The organism is Pseudomonas sp. R4-84 (genome assembly GCF_054130985.1).
This window is the reverse complement of the sequence record NZ_CP096390.1, coordinates 1,526,022-1,541,254: the sequence shown is the minus strand read 5'-3', so window position 1 is coordinate 1,541,254 and position 15,233 is coordinate 1,526,022. Positions and strand designations below refer to the sequence as shown.

Sequence of the window (15,233 nt, the reverse complement as noted above, 5' to 3'; positions counted from 1 at the left end):
GGTTTTCTGAACTGAAAAGCGACGACGGCTGCGCCGTCGAGCGGGAGCAAGCTCCCTCGCCACCGACGCTCGTTCGCCAGGGACAGCAGCACTTCATCCCGTACATAAAAAATAAAATCGGAGACACGCCATCATGGCCTTGGATTTAATCGTCGTTCTCATCTATGCCACCGGCATGATCGCCCTCGGCTGGTACGGCATGCGCCGCGCCAAGACCCGTGACGACTACCTCGTCGCCGGACGCAACCTCGGCCCGGGCTTCTACCTGGGCACCATGGCCGCCACCGTGCTCGGCGGCGCATCGACCATCGGCACCGTGCGCCTGGGCTATGTCCATGGCATTTCCGGATTCTGGCTGTGCGGCGCCATCGGCCTGGGCATCGTCGGGCTGAGCCTGTTTCTCGCCAAGCCGTTGCTCAAGCTCAAGATCTATACCGTGACCCAAGTGCTAGAGCGCCGTTACAACCCGGCCGCACGCCATGCCAGCGCATTGATCATGCTGGTCTACGCGCTGATGATCGGCGCCACCTCGACCATCGCCATCGGCACGGTCATGCAGGTGCTGTTCGGCCTGCCCTTCTGGGTTTCGATCCTGGTGGGCGGCGGCGTGGTGGTGCTGTATTCAACCATTGGCGGGATGTGGTCGCTGACCCTGACCGACATCGTGCAATTCCTGATCATGACCATCGGCCTGGTGTTCCTGCTGATGCCCCTGTCCATCAGTGACGCCGGTGGCTGGGACGCGATGGTGGCGGCCTTGCCGGCGCGCTATTTCGATTTCACCGCCATTGGCTGGGACACCATCATCACGTACTTCCTGATCTACTTCTTTGGCATCTTCATCGGCCAGGACATCTGGCAACGGGTGTTCACCGCCCGCAGCGAAGGCGTGGCAAAAGTCGCCGGCACCGCCGCCGGCCTGTACTGCGTGCTGTACGGCCTGGCCGGTGCGCTGATCGGCATGGCCGCCAAGGTGCTGTTGCCGGACCTGGAAAACGTCAACAACGCCTTTGCCAGCGTGGTGCAACACAGCTTGCCCAACGGGATACGCGGTCTGGTAATCGCCGCAGCCCTCGCGGCGCTGATGTCCACTGCGGCGGCGGGTCTGTTGGCGGCCTCCACCACCGTGGTCCAGGACCTGCTGCCGCGTCTGCGCCAGGGTCGTGAAAGCGGCAACGGCGACGTCCATGAAAACCGCATCGCAACCCTGCTGCTGGGCGCCGTGGTCCTGGCGATCGCCCTGGTGGTGAGCGACGTGATCAGCGCCCTGACCCTGGCCTACAACCTGCTGGTGGGCGGCATGCTGGTCCCGCTGATAGGCGCCATCTACTGGAAACGCGCTACCACGGCCGGCGCGATTACCAGCATGTCGCTGGGCTTCGTGACCGCGCTGTTCTTCATGGTCAAGGATGGCCTGGACGCGAATACGCCGATCTATTACAGCCTGAGCGTGGCATTGGTGAGTTTCGTGGTGGTCAGCCTGCTTTCGCCACGGTCGAATGTGGTGCCAAAGGCGGCTTGATCGTCAACTCTCGGCAAGAAGAGATTCCTGTGGGAGCGAGCTTGCTCGCGATGACGGCGGTACATTCAACATGGATGCACGCCGGTCACCGCTATCGCGAGCAAGCTCGCTCCAACAGGTTCTGTCTTTCAGAAATAAAAAGATCGCAGCTGCGGGCCATCTCGACTGAAATGGTCCGCAGCTGCGATCTCTCCAAATTCGGCGGTGTTTACCGGCGGCGCGGCTGGCGGCGGCGTTGCTCATCGTCAGTGCGGATCGGTATCGGCTGCATGGGCGGCTCGATCAGGCCGAGCGCGACACCCAAGTCGTGAAGCCAGTTCTGGATTTTCTCTTTCATCGTGGTGCCCCCTCAGGTGGTGCGAGCGGCAGATTTCTGTGGCCCCTTCGCACTGATAATAGTCCGAAGTCCTACGCAATGCTCGTTACAGATTGCAATGATCTGTTACTGAATTGATCCGAATCCCAGGCTGTGAGTTCAAGCCGATTGCGCCGTCATCATTGGCGCCCGCGGCCACGCTTGTTGTTGCATCTCAATCCAGGCGTTCAGGTTGGCTCCGACCATGCCTTTACGCCACATCAACCACGTTGTCGCACTCGCAAATGGCTCAGCCAGTGGATGGACCATCACACGCTCGCGCCCCGGCAGGCTGGCGAGCATCGACTCGGACATCAGCGCCACCCCGGACCCGGCGATGACACACGCCAGCATCCCCTGATAGGACTCGATCTCCATCGCCCGACCCATGGTTGCATGATCATGGGCAAACCAGGCCTCCAGGCGCATCCGGTACGAACAGCCCCGGCGAAAGGTGAACACTGCGCGGCCTTGCACGTCCAGCGCACTGCGTACCGGTGCGTGGTCAGCCTCGGTGATCAGCACCAGCCGCTCGTCGCACAACGGCACGCCATCGAGCCCCGCCAGTTCCAGCGGGCCGTCCACCAGCGCCGCGTCGAGGCGATTGGTGAGCAGGCCTTCAAGTAATTCGCCACTCGGCCCCGATTGCACTTGCAGGTTCACCGCCGGGTAGGCCCGGTGATAAGCCGCCAGCAGATCAGGCAAATGCGTCGCTGCCGTGCTGTACATGGTGCCGAGCAGGAAATCCCCGGCCGGCTGACCGCCCTGCACCGCCGCGTGGGCTTCGTCATGCAGGGCAAACAGCTTGGTCGCATAGTCCAATAGGACTTTTCCCGCAGGCGACAATTGCAAACGCTGACGCTCTCTTAGGAAAAGATCCACGCCCAACTGCTCTTCGAGCTGTTTGAGCCGCGTCGACAAGTTCGACGGCACCCGATGCAAGCGCTCGGCAGCCCGGGTGATCGAACCTTCCTCGGCCACGGCCTGGAAAATCCTAAGTTGGCTGAACTCCATGACCTTCTCCAAAAAAGAACAAGTTACTCACTATTATTCATTTTTAATGAAAGTCAATCAGTCCTAGCCTGACGGTCATTCGCCTCAGCGCTGGAGTACGACCATGTCGCCCTTGATTCGCCTGCTCGCCAGTTTCATAGCCCTGATGATGGCCATGGGCATCGGCCGCTTCGCCCTTACACCGCAGTTACCTCATTTGATCGGCGAAGGCCAGGTGGACTTGACCGCCGCCGGTCTGATCGCCGCCGCCAACTACCTGGGTTATTTCCTCGGGGCGCTGGACGCCATGTTTGCCCGTCGCGCCGAACAGGTACAGCGGCGTTTATTGGGCGGCCTGTGGTTGTGCGTGCTGCTGACGCTGGCGTCGTTCTGGGCCTGGGGCTTCTGGCCGCACTTGGCGCTGCGCTTCGGCACAGGCGTGGCGAGCGCTTGGGTGATGGTGATGATCACCGCCCTCAGCCAACCCTTGGCTGCGGCGGCAGGACGGCCACGCCTTGGTGCACTGGTATTCGCCGGACCGGGGCTGGGGATTTTTCTGACAGGCTTGTTGGCCCTTGGCTCGAACCTGCTGGGCCAGACCTCCGATGTCTTGTGGCTGGTATATGCCGGCGCGGCACTGTTGATGTTGCTGGTGATCCTGCCGGCCCTGCCGAAGCCCATGTCCACAGCCGCCCCTGCCGCATCCGTCGTTGTATCCAGCAATCGCGGCATCTCCCGGCTTTGCGTGGTCTACGCCTTATATGGCGTGGGCTACATCATACCGGCGACGTTCCTGTCGCAGATGGCTTCGGCGCAGTTCCACGGGCAATGGCAGGCGGATCTGTTCTGGCCTTGTTTCGGCCTGGCGGCCGCCACGGGCGTGCTGTTGGTGAGTCTGCGGCGGCCGAACCCGGACACCACTGCCCGGTGGTTGATGGCCACTTTATGGCTGCAAGCCGCGGGCGTGTTTGCCTGCATGCTGGGCAGTGGCACAGGCCTGGCGCTGGGCGTGATCCTGTGTGGCGCCCCGTTTCTGGCCTGCATGCAATTGATGGTGATGCGCGCCCGGGAACTGGCGCCCCATGCCACCCAGCGCAACATCGGTTTGTTGACCGCATGCTTCGCCGTCGGCCAACTCAGCGGCCCCCTGTTGGCGGCACTGAGCAGTCACTTCAGCGGCGGCTTGCAACCGGCATTGATCGTTGCCGGCAGCGGCCTGGTGCTGGCGGGCGGCCTGTTGCTGCGGCCCACCAATGCGAGCGCGGTGAAACCTTGCGCCCAGACCGCCCTGCGCTGATCAAGCCGGGCCGACCGGGTTTAACGACGGGTTCAGGTGTAGGAAGGGTTGGCGTCGGGCCAAGGCGAAATACAACACGCCTCCAAGGAAGCAACCGGTGAACCAAGCAAAGTTGGCCATTGGCTGGAGGAGCGGCGTGAAAGTGATCGCCACGCCCATCAGCGTCGCCGGGATCAACGCTTTGACTGCTGTCCAGTTAATGCCCCCGCTGTAGTAATAGCGCCCGGTCGGGCCATCATTGAATAGCGAATCAACGTCGATCTGCTGCTTCTTGATCAGGTAGTAATCCACCAGCAGGATCCCGAAAAGCGGGCCAATAAACGCCGCTAGCACGTCTAGGGTGTAGTGGATCACTTCAGGGTTATTGAACAGGTTCCAAGGCGTGATGAAAATCGATGCCACAGCCGCGATCATGCCGCCGGCGCGCCAGCTGATCTTGCTCGGCGCGACGTTGGCGAAATCAAAAGCCGGGGACACGAAGTTGGCGACGATGTTGATGCCAATGGTTGCGGTGACGAACGCAAAGGCTCCCAGCAAGACGGCCACGTCGTTGTCGATGCGTGCCACGGTGGCGATCGGGTCGTGGAGCATCTCGCCGAACACTGGCAACGTCCCGGAAACGATCACCACGGTGACCAGGGAGAACGCCAGGAAATTCACCGGTAGCCCCCAGAAATTGCCGCGACGCACGTCAGACATGCTCCGGCAGTACCGGCTGAAATCACCGAAATTCAAGGTTGGGCCGGAAAAGTACGACACAACCAGGGCCGTTGCCACGATCACCTGGCCGAATGCCTGCCAGCCGGACAGCGATTTTTCCGCCAAGGTAAAACTGATGTTGCTCCAGCCGGCCTTCCAGACGATCCAGCCGGCCAGCAGGAACATCACGGCATACACCACCGGCCCGGCCCAGTCGATGAAGCGACGGATCGACTCCATGCCCGTCCAGAACACCAGCGCCTGAACAAACCACAGCCCAAGGAAACCGAACCACCCCAGATAGGACAACCCTACAAAATGTGGCGTCGCGTAGACTTCCATCCAAGGAAAAAACCGCAGGACAACAATGATCAGCGCACTGGACGCCAGGTACGTCTGGATTCCATACCAAGCCACGGCGATCAGCCCACGAATGACCGCCGGGATATTCGCCCCAAACACGCCGAACGCCAGCCTGCAGATCACCGGATAAGGCACCGCCGCTTGCTGGCTCGGCTTGGCGACCAGGTTGGCAATCAACTGCACGATACAAATCCCGCCGAGCAAGGCAATCAGCACCTGCCAACTCGCCAGGCCCAAGGCGAACAGGCTGGCAGCAAACACATAACCGCCGACGCTGTGCACATCACTCATCCAGAACGCGAAGATGTTGTACCAATTCCATTTCTGCGGCAGCGGGCCCAGGTCTTCGTTATAGAGGCGGGGGCTGTAGCCGTTGGGCAATTGCTCGGACATTGCGGGGCTCCTTGGGTGCCGCCGTGCTCCCGCGTTTGATTGTCCACCACACTGCGCACGGGAGCCGGCGTGGTTTGTATACGGGTTCCTACGCAGAATGCGTGCCATGGATGGTGGATACGAGACAAACCGCGCTTTTCAGCGCAGGTAAAAACCGAACGAACACAACAGAACGCCCACGAACGGGGCGCGGGTGCATGGTTAAGGTGCAAGGATTTTTGTATACAGCGAAGATTTGTGGCGAGGGGATTTATCCCCGCTGGGCTGCGGAGCAGCCCCAAAAATAACCACTCAATCTGGCAGGTACACCGAGGCGTTCGAATCAGGGCTGCTTCGCAGCCCAGCGGGGATAAATCCCCTCGCCACAGGATGACCTAGCCAACGGTGGTTTGCTCGGCCTAACGATCAAGTCAGCTCAATACGATCAGCATGAATGATAATCTGGCCATTCTTGTACAGCGCACCAATGGCTTTCTTGAAGTTGCCCTTGCTGACGCCAAACAGACTGGTGATCAGCGCAGGATCGCTCTTGTCGCTCACCGCGAGCGTGCCGTTGTTCTCACGCAACTTGGCAAGAATCTTGGCGTTGAGGCTGGTCGCCGCTTCCTGGCCCACCGGCTGCAAGCTCAGGCTGATCTTGCCGTCCGGACGGACTTCCTTGATAAAGCCCTTTTCCTGTTTGCCGGCGCGCATGAACTTGAAGATTTCGTTCTTGTGGATCAAGCCCCAGTGCTTGTTATTGATGATTGCCTTGAAGCCCATGTCGGTGGCTTCGGCGACCAGCAAATCCACTTCCTGACCAGGCGTGTAGTTGGCCGGGGTCTTGTCCAGATAACGATCCAGGCGTGCCGTCGCGGTGATGCGGCGGGTGTGCTTGTCCAGATAGACATGGACCACGCAATACTCGCCGGCGGTCAGCTGGCGTTTCTCTTCGGAATACGGCAACAGCAAATCCTTGGGCAGGCCCCAGTCCAAGAACACGCCGATGCTGTTGACTTCAACCACTTTCAGACTGGCGAATTCGCCCACCTGGACTTTTGGTTTTTCTGTCGTAGCGATCAGTTTGTCGTCGCTGTCCAGATAAATGAAAACATTGAGCCAGTCTTCATCTTCGCTGGGAATATCCTTGGGGATATAACGGTTGGGCAGCAGGATTTCACCGTCCGCGCCGCCGTCCAGATATAAACCGAAGTTAGTATGTTTAACCACTTGCAAACTGTTGTAGCGCCCGACTAAAGCCATTTCCAAATACCCTCGTTACGTGGGCGGCATTCTACCCGGTTTTGGCGTGCGATTCGTCGCCGCCAGCATCGATCGGCGTGCGCCCCTTGATTTTTCTGGCTTTTTGGCCCGCAGGCGGCCATTCGTCAGAAGACACTGGGTTTGAATCGCCCCGCTTACGTTTGTAATTTCAAGGCGGGTTGTTATTTAAAACAGTGGCTTAGGTCAATACACAGGCATGAGTCGGTCGATATTCCAGCCCTACTGCAAATAATTCAGGGGGATATTTGCCAAGCAATTGTCAAGTATTTCCTGTACGATGCCTGGCCCAATTAATTATCCATAGGTTAATGGCCGTCATGCGCGTAAAAGCATCCAACAGCAAAGCAAAGCCAGCTCCAGCCGTTGAAACCAGCGAGTCGATCAACGACCAGATCGCTGCGTTCCTCAAGTCCGGCGGTGAAATCCAGCAGATTGCCAAAGGTGTCAGCGGCCAGACATTCGGCCCGTCCAAGCAGATCAGCCTGGGCAAGAAGTAATCCCCGCGTCACCTGGTCCCAAAGCGCTTTGAATCTCGAAGCGCTTGGACTGGAACCCCTCTCTCAGCCCCCTTCCCCGCAAAAATCGACGAACGGCCATCTCGGTCGAGCATTCGCCGGTATGCTTGCACCTCTCTAGCTCAAGCGTTTCAGCTTGGTTACGGTTCCCTGCTCCTCGCTATTCATGGAGTGAAGCATTGCGCATTCCTGTTGTCCTGCTGGCGTTCAGTCTGCTCGCTTGCCCTGCTTCTTATGGGCAGGTGTTTCAGCGTGAGCTCGGTGACTTCGACCTTAAACTCGGCACCACACCCAGCCGCAGCATGGCCCAGGGCCTCGTCACGCCGTCGAGCACCGGCTCGTTCCATGGCGGCCTGGACCTGAGCCATGACAGCGGCTGGTACGTCGGACAATGGTCACCCAGCGCCGGCTTCTCCGCTGACCTGGAAGTCGATTCCTACATGGGTTTCAAACAGCCCTTCGACCAGACCTTGGGTTACGAAGTCGGCCTGATCCACTACAGCTACCCCACCGTCGATACCCTCGACAGCCAGGAATTCTATGGCGGCCTGACCATTCTAGGCAGCCGCTTCGGTGCGGCCTTGAGCAATGACCCGGACAAACAGAACAGCACCCTGTTCGCCGACCTCGGTGGCAACGTGCCCTTCGGCATCGGCATCAGCGCCAAGTACACCACCCACCAGCTTAATACCCCGGTCTCGGTGGAGAATGGTTACGTAGGCAGTTTCAGCGACTGGTCGTTGAAAATATCCCGTCCCTGGAAAGGTATCGACCTGGACCTGATCTACAGCGACTCAAGCCTCAGCGGCAGCAGTTGCTCGGCCTATTCCGGGCACAACAGCGAATGCGACAGCCTGCTGACCCTGAAGATGGCCCATCCTTTTTACTAAGCGTTACTTATTCGTTCGGCTGAACTGCCGCGCGCCTGCCATGCTCAAACAAATCACCTCCGCCTTCGCAAGGACCCGCTCATGTCGCGCTGGTTAACACGCACCGCCATGTTCATCGCCCTGCTGCTGACACTCACCGCTTGCAGCCGTGTCGGCCTGGCCTACCGCAACCTCGACCTGATCATTCCCTGGACCCTCAACGATTACCTGGAGATCAACGGCGAGCAAAAGGACTGGTTCGACGATCGCCTCAAGGAACACCTGAGCTGGCACTGCACCACGCAACTGCCGGGCTATCTCGATTGGCTGGACCGCCTGAAGACCATGGTGCAAACCAACGCGGTAACCGACGAAGCCCTGCAGCAACGCACCCGGGAAGCCAAGGCCGCCATCGCCGAAACCGCCCGGGCAATCACCCCGTCGGCCATCGAACTGCTGCAAGGCCTGAGCGACGAACAAGTCGCCGACATGGACGCCGCGTTCGTCAAGGATCAACAAAAGCGTCAGCGCGAATACCTCAAGCCGACGTTGCAGCAGCAAATCCAGGAACGTGCCGAGCGCATGGAGAAACGGCTCAACGACTGGATCGGCCCGCTCAACGACGCCCAGCGCCGGCGTGTGATGGCTTGGTCTACCGCTCTTGGCGATCAAAACCAGCAATGGATCGCCAACCGCGCCCACTGGCAAAACCAGTTCAGCGAGGCCGTCGCCCAACGCCACAGCCCCGACTTCCCGAAACGTATCGAGCAACTGCTGGTAAACCGCGAGAGCCTGTGGACGCCCGCTTATCGCGAGGCCTACAACAAAACCGAAGCCCAGGCCCGCAGCCTGTTGGTGGACCTGATGGCCGACAGCACCCCGGCGCAGCGTGAACGGTTGTTGCAGAAGATTGATGGAGTGAAGAAGGATTTCAGTGATCTGAAATGCTTGAAGGCAGCACGATCATAAACCACTGAGATCCATGTGGAAGAACCAATGTGGGAGCGAGCTTGCTCGCGATAGCGGCCTGACATTCAACAGGTGTTTTGCCTGTTTAATGGCCATCGCGAGCAAGCTCGCTCCCACACGGTTCAGTGCCAGCCTTTCAGGCAATCTGCGCCTTCGAAGCCAAATCATCAAAGGTAAACTCATCCAGCGCATCTTCCTGTTCATCCAGCACCTGACGCGGATGATCATTGCCCGGAATGCTGCTGTCGATCAGGCTCAACAACCGCGAGCCGCGAGGCGTCAGCACGAAGTTTTCGCCATTGCCGCCCTCTTCCTCCGGCCGAGGCTCGATATACCCACGCTCCAGCAGTAATTTTTCGTACTCTCCGGCGACCGCTTTCAGATGATCAAGGTTCTCGATTTCCTCGCCCTGAGCCGCCTTTTCCGCCGCGTGCTGCTCCGCGTAGGGCCGAGGGGTAAAACTGTGGCCGGCGCCGTTCTGCACTTCGTGCAGCAACCGTTCGATCAAGTCCCAGTTATAAGTCGTCATCCTGGTCCATCCTCTAATGCTTAAAGAGTGAGATGCCTACTTAAAGTGTGACCGAGGCGGTTCAGCGCCGTTCAGCTTGGTTTTCCAACGGTTCCACCAGCCAGCCGACCAACGGTGTGTCGAAACCGTGGCCGGCCAAACGACTAGGCATTGCAAACGTCGATAATTGAATCCCTGAGGATAAGCCCCATGAACATCGAGCACCCTCCGGTCGTCTCGCGTGAAGAATGGCTCGCCGCCCGCCGCGAACACTTGGCCCACGAAAAAGCCTTCACCCGTGAACGAGACAAACTCAGCGCCGAACGCCGCGCCCTGCCCTGGGTAAAAATCGACAAACCCTACCGCTTCCAAGGCCCCCACGGCGAATTGAGCCTCGCCGACCTGTTCGGCGGCCGCAGCCAACTGATCATCTACCACTTCATGTTCGGCCCCGGCTGGACCGAAGGCTGCCAAGGCTGCTCGTTCCTGTCCGACCACATCGACGGCGCCAACCAACACCTGGCCCACCACGACGTCGCCGTCGTAGCCGTCTCCCGCGCGCCCTTCACCGAATTCCAACCCTTCAAACGCCGCATGGGCTGGGCCTTCGATTGGGTCTCGTCGCAAGGCTGCGACTTCAACTACGACTTCGGCGTCAGCTTCAAAACCGAAGACACCGCCGCCGGAACAGCCACCTACAACTACGAAAAAACCGACACCACCGAAGGCGAACTCCCCGGCCTGAGTGTCTTCTATCGCAACGAAGCCGGCGACATCTTCCACACCTACTCCACCTACGCCCGCGGCCTCGACATCCTCGTCGGCACCTACAACTACCTCGACCTCACGCCCAAGGGCCGCAATGAAGACGAGATCATGGATTGGGTGCGGCATCATGATAAGTACGAAGAGGCCAGGCCCCAGGGTTGCTGCCACAGCTGATACGTCAGCCCGCCCAGTCGAGCGACGTGGCGAGGGAGCTTGCTCCCGCTCGACTGCGCAGCGGTCGCCTTCTGTGTCCGCGGGCACCAACAGGATGGCTCAGGCGAAAGCGAGCTTCTTAACTACAACAAATCAATGTGCTGACGAGCCACCCAGAGATCGTAAGCATCCTGCATCGCCAGCCAACTCTCCGGCGAGCGGCCAAATACTACAGACAGCCGCATCGCCATTTCGGGCGACACGGGGCTAGTGCCCTTCAAGACACCGTTCAGTGCCGAGGGGGCTACATCGAGTTTTACTGCCAGCTCACGGCTGCTGATGCCGTTGGGCTCTAGATAAGTCTCAGTAATGAACACCCCGGGATGGGGAGGGTTGTGCATGTTAATCAGCTCGGCGCGGTGGAAGAAGTCCTCGTCTAGCGGAGGTATATCGCTGGTATCGATGTCCGAGTCGTTCATCTTGAGCAGGCGCTCCCAATCGGTTTTCGATGTTTCCGACATAACGTATGCCTTCTATTTAGTAGCTATCGGGTGGAGACATGCAGACCTCATCGCCTCGCCGTTCGGTGTAGCCCACCACGCCAACCACATACTGATCAGACCAATGGTTCGACGCGGCGCACCTTTGACCAAAGAGACTACTGTCGAAACCGTCCTTCTGAAATCAGACGCGTCCCGTATAGAAGTACGAAGGATCCCGCTCGAAGGTTGAAACTTCCTACAAACGGACAGATGACAAAACAGCTCGTAAATGGAAGAAACGAGGACTTATCCGCATCCCAACGGACGCTAAGAGGCCAAGCCCTGCGGCCACTGATGCGGATAAGCACAATCTAGCCGAGCACCGCCCCGTGGCGAGGGAGCTTGCTCCCGCTCGACTGCGCAGCAGTCGCTTGCTTTAAGCCGACAAATGCCAGGCCAAACGTCCTACATAAAGCTCAGAAAGCGGCGTCTTGTGGCTCCGGAGTGGACCAGCTTATAGTCCCTCGTCGCCCAAAAAGGCGACCGGGTTTGGCGACCCGAATAAACAGAGAGACTCATCAACTTCCGAGGCTCTTGCTATGACTAGATTCATGCCCATCACTGGCGTCGACTGCACGCCCGCCACCCTGCTCATCGACACCGAAGCCCCACTCGACGTCCTCTTCGAAACCGCCGACTACCGCATCCGCACCGTGACCCAACTGCTGGAAAACATCGCGTTTCGTTCGGATATCAGCTCCGATACGGTTGTGCTTTCGGACTTTTGCAAAATGCTGACGATAGCGTTGCGTGATGGGTGTGACGTGCTGGATGTAATTGGGAGACGGTTGCGGGCGCAAGCTGCTGAGTGACGAAAACGGGCGACCTTTGGGTCGCCGTTTTCACATGTGCGGAAAGCTAAAGAAAACCAGGGACACAGATAACGTAGTCTGTCCCCGGTTCTGCTTAGCTCCATCTGTGCTCTCATTTAAGGTTTGTATTGTCTGGTCCTGAAACGGCTGTAAACCTATTTCAGGACTAGACATCCTTTTAAGGACAAGCCAACACTTAACGACCTACAAAATTAGACGGAATCGCTGCTTGCTTAAATAAATAAACCTTCTCAACAGGGCAATCGGGATAGATCCATTTGGCCCAGTTCTTAATCAGCCATTCCCTTGAAATCTCTCGGGTATCTGAAAAACGACTTTCAAGAGGTAGGCGCACCACCAAAAGCCCCGCCTTATTACCGGACGCAACGGCAATAGAATGCCCGTACTGGTCGTCCGGAATATCAACGACCATGAAATCTACGATCTCCTCATACGGCCATTTAGCAGGGAGTCGGAATATCTGCCCACGAGTTATCGCTGGAGCCAGACTATCGACTAATTTGATACCTTTCATTATTTAACCCTCAAATCATGCCCACCCAGATGTGTCCTTTGAATTAGGAACAGCAACCAAATCAAAATAATATTCGCCAATGTGTTTTCCTGTTTTGCCGTGCACCTGCTCCAACCTGCCAGGAAAAACGGGGACGGAAAAACGGGGACAGACCCTGAGGGATCCCCGAATTTTCTTATGGAAAATCAAGAAGTTGGAATATTGAAGAGACCTGCATGAGTCGGCAACTTGGTTTGCACCACGCAAAAACAAGATCCCGAACCCATGCAGGCCATCCGATTTTTACACAGAGCGCTCGCTCAAGCACTTCCCTCTGTCCATTCCCGTCGTCTGACTACGTTGATGAGTTGTGTTAGTTCATTGCTGCAAGGCCGTCGCCTGACGCTGACAGGACTAGGGCGGTCGATGCCAGGCCGGGCTTACCCCAAACATGCCATCAAGCGAGTAGATCGATTGCTGGGTAATCAGCACCTCAGAGCAGAGCGCCCACTGTTCTACTGGGTGATGTTACGAGCGTTGCTGGGCTCGCTAAAACATCCATTGATTTTGGTCGACTGGTCTCGAATTGACGCCCCAGGAGACGCGTTCTTGTTGAGAGCAGCGATTCCGTTGGCCGGACGCTCATTTCCCATTTATGAAAGTGTGCATGAGCGTGAGAGTTGCCCGAGATACCAAAAACGATTGCTCAACACACTGGCTGAACTACTGCCTGACGGCTGTATTCCCATCTTGGTAACTGACGCGGGTTTTCGGCGTCCATGGATGAAGGCGGTGGCAGCACAGGGCTGGTATTACGTAGCTCGCATACGAAATCGTGAGCTTTATCGCACTGGTGGCGCTGACTGGCAACCCGTGAAAAGCCTATATGCTCTGGCCACTTCATCACCCAGATCGTTGGGCCATGTCGAGATGACCCGTAGCGCTCCCCATTTCATCGACTTGTATTGTGTCCGGCACTCGGCCAAAGGCCGAAAGCATCAACGAGTCACAGGTTCAATCGCCAAAAGTAAGCTCAGTCGTCAGTCCGCCAGACGTGAACGTGAACCCTGGTTGCTGGCGAGCAATCTGGAGCACAGTGAGTGGAATCCGGCGAAAATCGTCGTGATTTATAAAAGGCGCATGCAGATCGAAGAAGGCTTCCGGGATGTAAAAAGTGAGCACTTGGGGTTGGGGCTGAACCTGCATAGAAGTCATTGCCCTCGGCGCATTGAGGCGCTGCTGTTGATTGCGGCTCTGGCCAACTACCTCATCTTTCTGACAGGGCTACAGGCACGTGAAAGCAAATTGGAACAGCGTTATCAAAGCAACAGTCTAAAAGATAGACGGGTGCTTTCGTTGTGGCGCTTGGGGCTGGAGTATTGGCGTTGCTGCACGGACTTTGGCGGACGAGAGCATTTAGAAAAGCTCGAGCAGGCCCTGCGTGACGAGGTGCGTTATCAGGCGCAGAGCTTGGAGTAGATTTGTGGGGATCCCTCAGGGTCTGTCCCCGGTTCTGCCCCTGCTGTTGATTGCGGCTCTGGCCAACTACCTCATCTTCCTGACAGGGCTACAGGCCCGTGAAAGCAAATTGGAACAGCGTTATTAAAGCAACAGCCTAAAAGATAGACGGGTGCTTTCGCTGTGGCGCTTGGGGCTGGAGTATTGGCGTTGCTGCACGGACTTTGGCGGACGAGAGCATTTAGAAAAGCTCGAGCAGGCCCTGCGTGACGAGGTGCATTATCAGGCGCAGAGCCTGGAGTAGATTTGTGGGGATCCCTCAGGGTCTGTCCCCGGTTCTGGTGTCCCCGGTTCTGCTGCTCACAAACATCAAAAATCGCTAATACTATTCACACCCTCACTGGAGCCCACTGACAGCATGCAAATAATATTTAAAATTTCTGCGGGCAGCTCAGATCCCTTTTTACCACATTTGGGTTTGGCGACCAACTTGTACTCTCCCCCACTAAAATCATGACTGTACAGCCCTTTTTTCGCCATAGAAACAAACGACTGCAAGTATCTATTCCGTTGAGCTTCGGAGCTGAACACTGGTAGATTCTCTTCGACCACCTCAACCTCAAAGCACTCTTTTAACGAATCAAAATACTCATATATCAACTCATATTTAGAAAGGGACTCTTTTATTGACTGCGGAACGCCCCCCTTTCCTCCAGTCGTAAAATGCGCAAGAAACCCATCTTTATAAGAAGCAAACCAATCTAAATCATTGACTTCCAAAAACTCATCATCCATTTCCATTATTCCGCTCCCCCCCCAAAAAAAGGGGATAGATTTATTTTCCCATCGGCGTTTACCTCCCACGCGATCAACCAGGTCCGGATCGCCCCCATCATCACAGGCTCAGAAAATAAATCTGTCCCCTTTTTTCTGCTGACTTACACCATGTAACCCGCAGCCCTCATCAACAGCAAAACCGTCTCGTCAAACTGCCGATCAGACATACCTCTAATCGACTTTGAGCTCTTCCAGTGCCATATTACCGGAAGGATTTTGCTATCCAAACGATCATATTCTTCTAAAAAAATATTTGCCAAAGCATATTTATCTAAATGGGGATCGACCTCCAGCATCATGTTCAGCACCGTGCTTGGCAACTTGCCTTCCAGTAATTGCGCTAACAAATGTCTATTTTTTGAAGGTGACATAGGTAATGTCTCCAATGGTTTCAATTTTATCG

At 57.1% G+C, this 15,233-nt stretch carries 16 protein-coding genes and 2 pseudogenes; 9 read left to right on the top strand and 9 right to left on the bottom strand.

From position 1 onward, the window contains the following. Window positions 1–133 precede the first annotated feature (133 nt). Entirely contained in the window at window positions 134–1,522 is a 1,389-nt protein-coding gene (locus tag M1D68_RS07290; RefSeq protein ID WP_434650275.1) for a sodium:solute symporter family protein, read from the top strand. Between the two features lie 208 nt (window positions 1,523–1,730). On the opposite strand, the gene M1D68_RS07285 is transcribed toward M1D68_RS07290, so the two are convergent. Together M1D68_RS07285 and ptrR are read right to left on the bottom strand one after the other, a co-directional pair. After that, window positions 1,731–1,859: a PA1414 family protein gene (locus tag M1D68_RS07285; RefSeq protein WP_256222727.1), complete on the bottom strand. Its 129-nt coding sequence runs from the start codon at window positions 1,857–1,859 to the stop codon at window positions 1,731–1,733. Window positions 1,860–1,997: 138 nt separating this feature from the next. After that, window positions 1,998–2,891 carry a putrescine utilization regulator PtrR gene (gene ptrR, locus M1D68_RS07280; RefSeq protein ID WP_434562929.1) on the bottom strand — a complete coding sequence of 298 codons (894 nt, stop codon included), beginning with the start codon at window positions 2,889–2,891 and terminating at the stop codon, window positions 1,998–2,000. A 103-nt stretch (window positions 2,892–2,994) separates the two neighbouring features. On the opposite strand from ptrR, the gene M1D68_RS07275 reads away from it, so the two are divergent. Next, window positions 2,995–4,167 carry an MFS transporter gene (locus M1D68_RS07275; RefSeq protein WP_457969821.1) on the top strand — a complete coding sequence of 391 codons (1,173 nt, stop codon included), beginning with the start codon at window positions 2,995–2,997 and terminating at the stop codon, window positions 4,165–4,167. Here M1D68_RS07275 and M1D68_RS07270 read toward each other — a convergent pair whose 3' ends face one another. Together M1D68_RS07270 and M1D68_RS07265 are read right to left on the bottom strand one after the other, a co-directional pair. After that, on the bottom strand, window positions 4,168–5,622 hold the full coding sequence (locus M1D68_RS07270; protein WP_457969819.1) for an NCS1 family nucleobase:cation symporter-1: 1,455 nt from the start codon (window positions 5,620–5,622) through the stop codon (window positions 4,168–4,170). 405 nt (window positions 5,623–6,027) lie between these two features. Further along, window positions 6,028–6,864: a CvfB family protein gene (locus M1D68_RS07265; RefSeq protein WP_434610199.1), complete on the bottom strand. Its 837-nt coding sequence runs from the start codon at window positions 6,862–6,864 to the stop codon at window positions 6,028–6,030. A 329-nt stretch (window positions 6,865–7,193) separates the two neighbouring features. Between M1D68_RS07265 and M1D68_RS07260 the strand changes: the two genes are divergently transcribed. The 3 genes from M1D68_RS07260 (at window position 7,194) to M1D68_RS07250 (ending at window position 9,238) form a co-directional block, all read left to right on the top strand. Continuing rightward, on the top strand, window positions 7,194–7,382 hold the full coding sequence (locus M1D68_RS07260) for a hypothetical protein (protein WP_018607615.1): 189 nt from the start codon (window positions 7,194–7,196) through the stop codon (window positions 7,380–7,382). Window positions 7,383–7,579: 197 nt separating this feature from the next. After that, the gene (locus M1D68_RS07255) at window positions 7,580–8,290 is read left to right on the top strand and encodes a TorF family putative porin (protein ID WP_445571478.1); all 711 of its coding nucleotides are present in this window, start codon (window positions 7,580–7,582) and stop codon (window positions 8,288–8,290) included. A gap of 81 nt (window positions 8,291–8,371) precedes the next feature. Continuing rightward, window positions 8,372–9,238 carry a DUF6279 family lipoprotein gene (locus M1D68_RS07250; protein WP_457969817.1) on the top strand — a complete coding sequence of 289 codons (867 nt, stop codon included), beginning with the start codon at window positions 8,372–8,374 and terminating at the stop codon, window positions 9,236–9,238. Between the two features lie 136 nt (window positions 9,239–9,374). Here the strand turns inward: M1D68_RS07250 and M1D68_RS07245 are convergent, their stop codons facing one another. Continuing rightward, a complete protein-coding gene (locus M1D68_RS07245) occupies window positions 9,375–9,767 on the bottom strand; it encodes a hypothetical protein (RefSeq protein ID WP_030141150.1) in 393 nt (130 codons plus the stop codon). Window positions 9,768–9,956: 189 nt separating this feature from the next. Here M1D68_RS07245 and M1D68_RS07240 point away from each other — a divergent pair, with 189 nt between their 5' ends. Further along, window positions 9,957–10,688 carry a DUF899 domain-containing protein gene (locus M1D68_RS07240; protein ID WP_457969816.1) on the top strand — a complete coding sequence of 244 codons (732 nt, stop codon included), beginning with the start codon at window positions 9,957–9,959 and terminating at the stop codon, window positions 10,686–10,688. A gap of 99 nt (window positions 10,689–10,787) precedes the next feature. On the opposite strand, the pseudogene M1D68_RS07235 reads toward M1D68_RS07240, so the two are convergent. After that, window positions 10,788–11,068, bottom strand: a pseudogene (locus tag M1D68_RS07235) (HigA family addiction module antitoxin). A 680-nt stretch (window positions 11,069–11,748) separates the two neighbouring features. Here M1D68_RS07235 and M1D68_RS07230 point away from each other — a divergent pair. Next, a complete protein-coding gene (locus M1D68_RS07230) occupies window positions 11,749–12,021 on the top strand; it encodes a hypothetical protein (protein ID WP_420766644.1) in 273 nt (90 codons plus the stop codon). Between the two features lie 196 nt (window positions 12,022–12,217). On the opposite strand, the gene imm45 is transcribed toward M1D68_RS07230, so the two are convergent. Next, window positions 12,218–12,556 carry an Imm45 family immunity protein gene (imm45, locus tag M1D68_RS07225; RefSeq protein WP_420766645.1) on the bottom strand — a complete coding sequence of 113 codons (339 nt, stop codon included), beginning with the start codon at window positions 12,554–12,556 and terminating at the stop codon, window positions 12,218–12,220. Window positions 12,557–12,820: 264 nt separating this feature from the next. On the opposite strand from imm45, the gene M1D68_RS07220 reads away from it, so the two are divergent. Further along, window positions 12,821–14,014: an IS4 family transposase gene (locus tag M1D68_RS07220; protein ID WP_434562915.1), complete on the top strand. Its 1,194-nt coding sequence runs from the start codon at window positions 12,821–12,823 to the stop codon at window positions 14,012–14,014. Window positions 14,015–14,054: 40 nt separating this feature from the next. Beyond that, window positions 14,055–14,297 (top strand): annotated as a pseudogene (locus M1D68_RS07215) (IS4 family transposase); the annotation flags it as partial. A gap of 65 nt (window positions 14,298–14,362) precedes the next feature. Here M1D68_RS07215 and M1D68_RS07210 read toward each other — a convergent pair. Both M1D68_RS07210 and M1D68_RS07205 read right to left on the bottom strand, forming a co-directional pair. Continuing rightward, window positions 14,363–14,794: a hypothetical protein gene (locus tag M1D68_RS07210; RefSeq protein WP_434562913.1), complete on the bottom strand. Its 432-nt coding sequence runs from the start codon at window positions 14,792–14,794 to the stop codon at window positions 14,363–14,365. A gap of 137 nt (window positions 14,795–14,931) precedes the next feature. Next, window positions 14,932–15,201, bottom strand: coding sequence for a hypothetical protein (locus tag M1D68_RS07205; protein WP_434562911.1), 270 nt, complete (start codon window positions 15,199–15,201; stop codon window positions 14,932–14,934). Window positions 15,202–15,233: the final 32 nt, after the last annotated feature.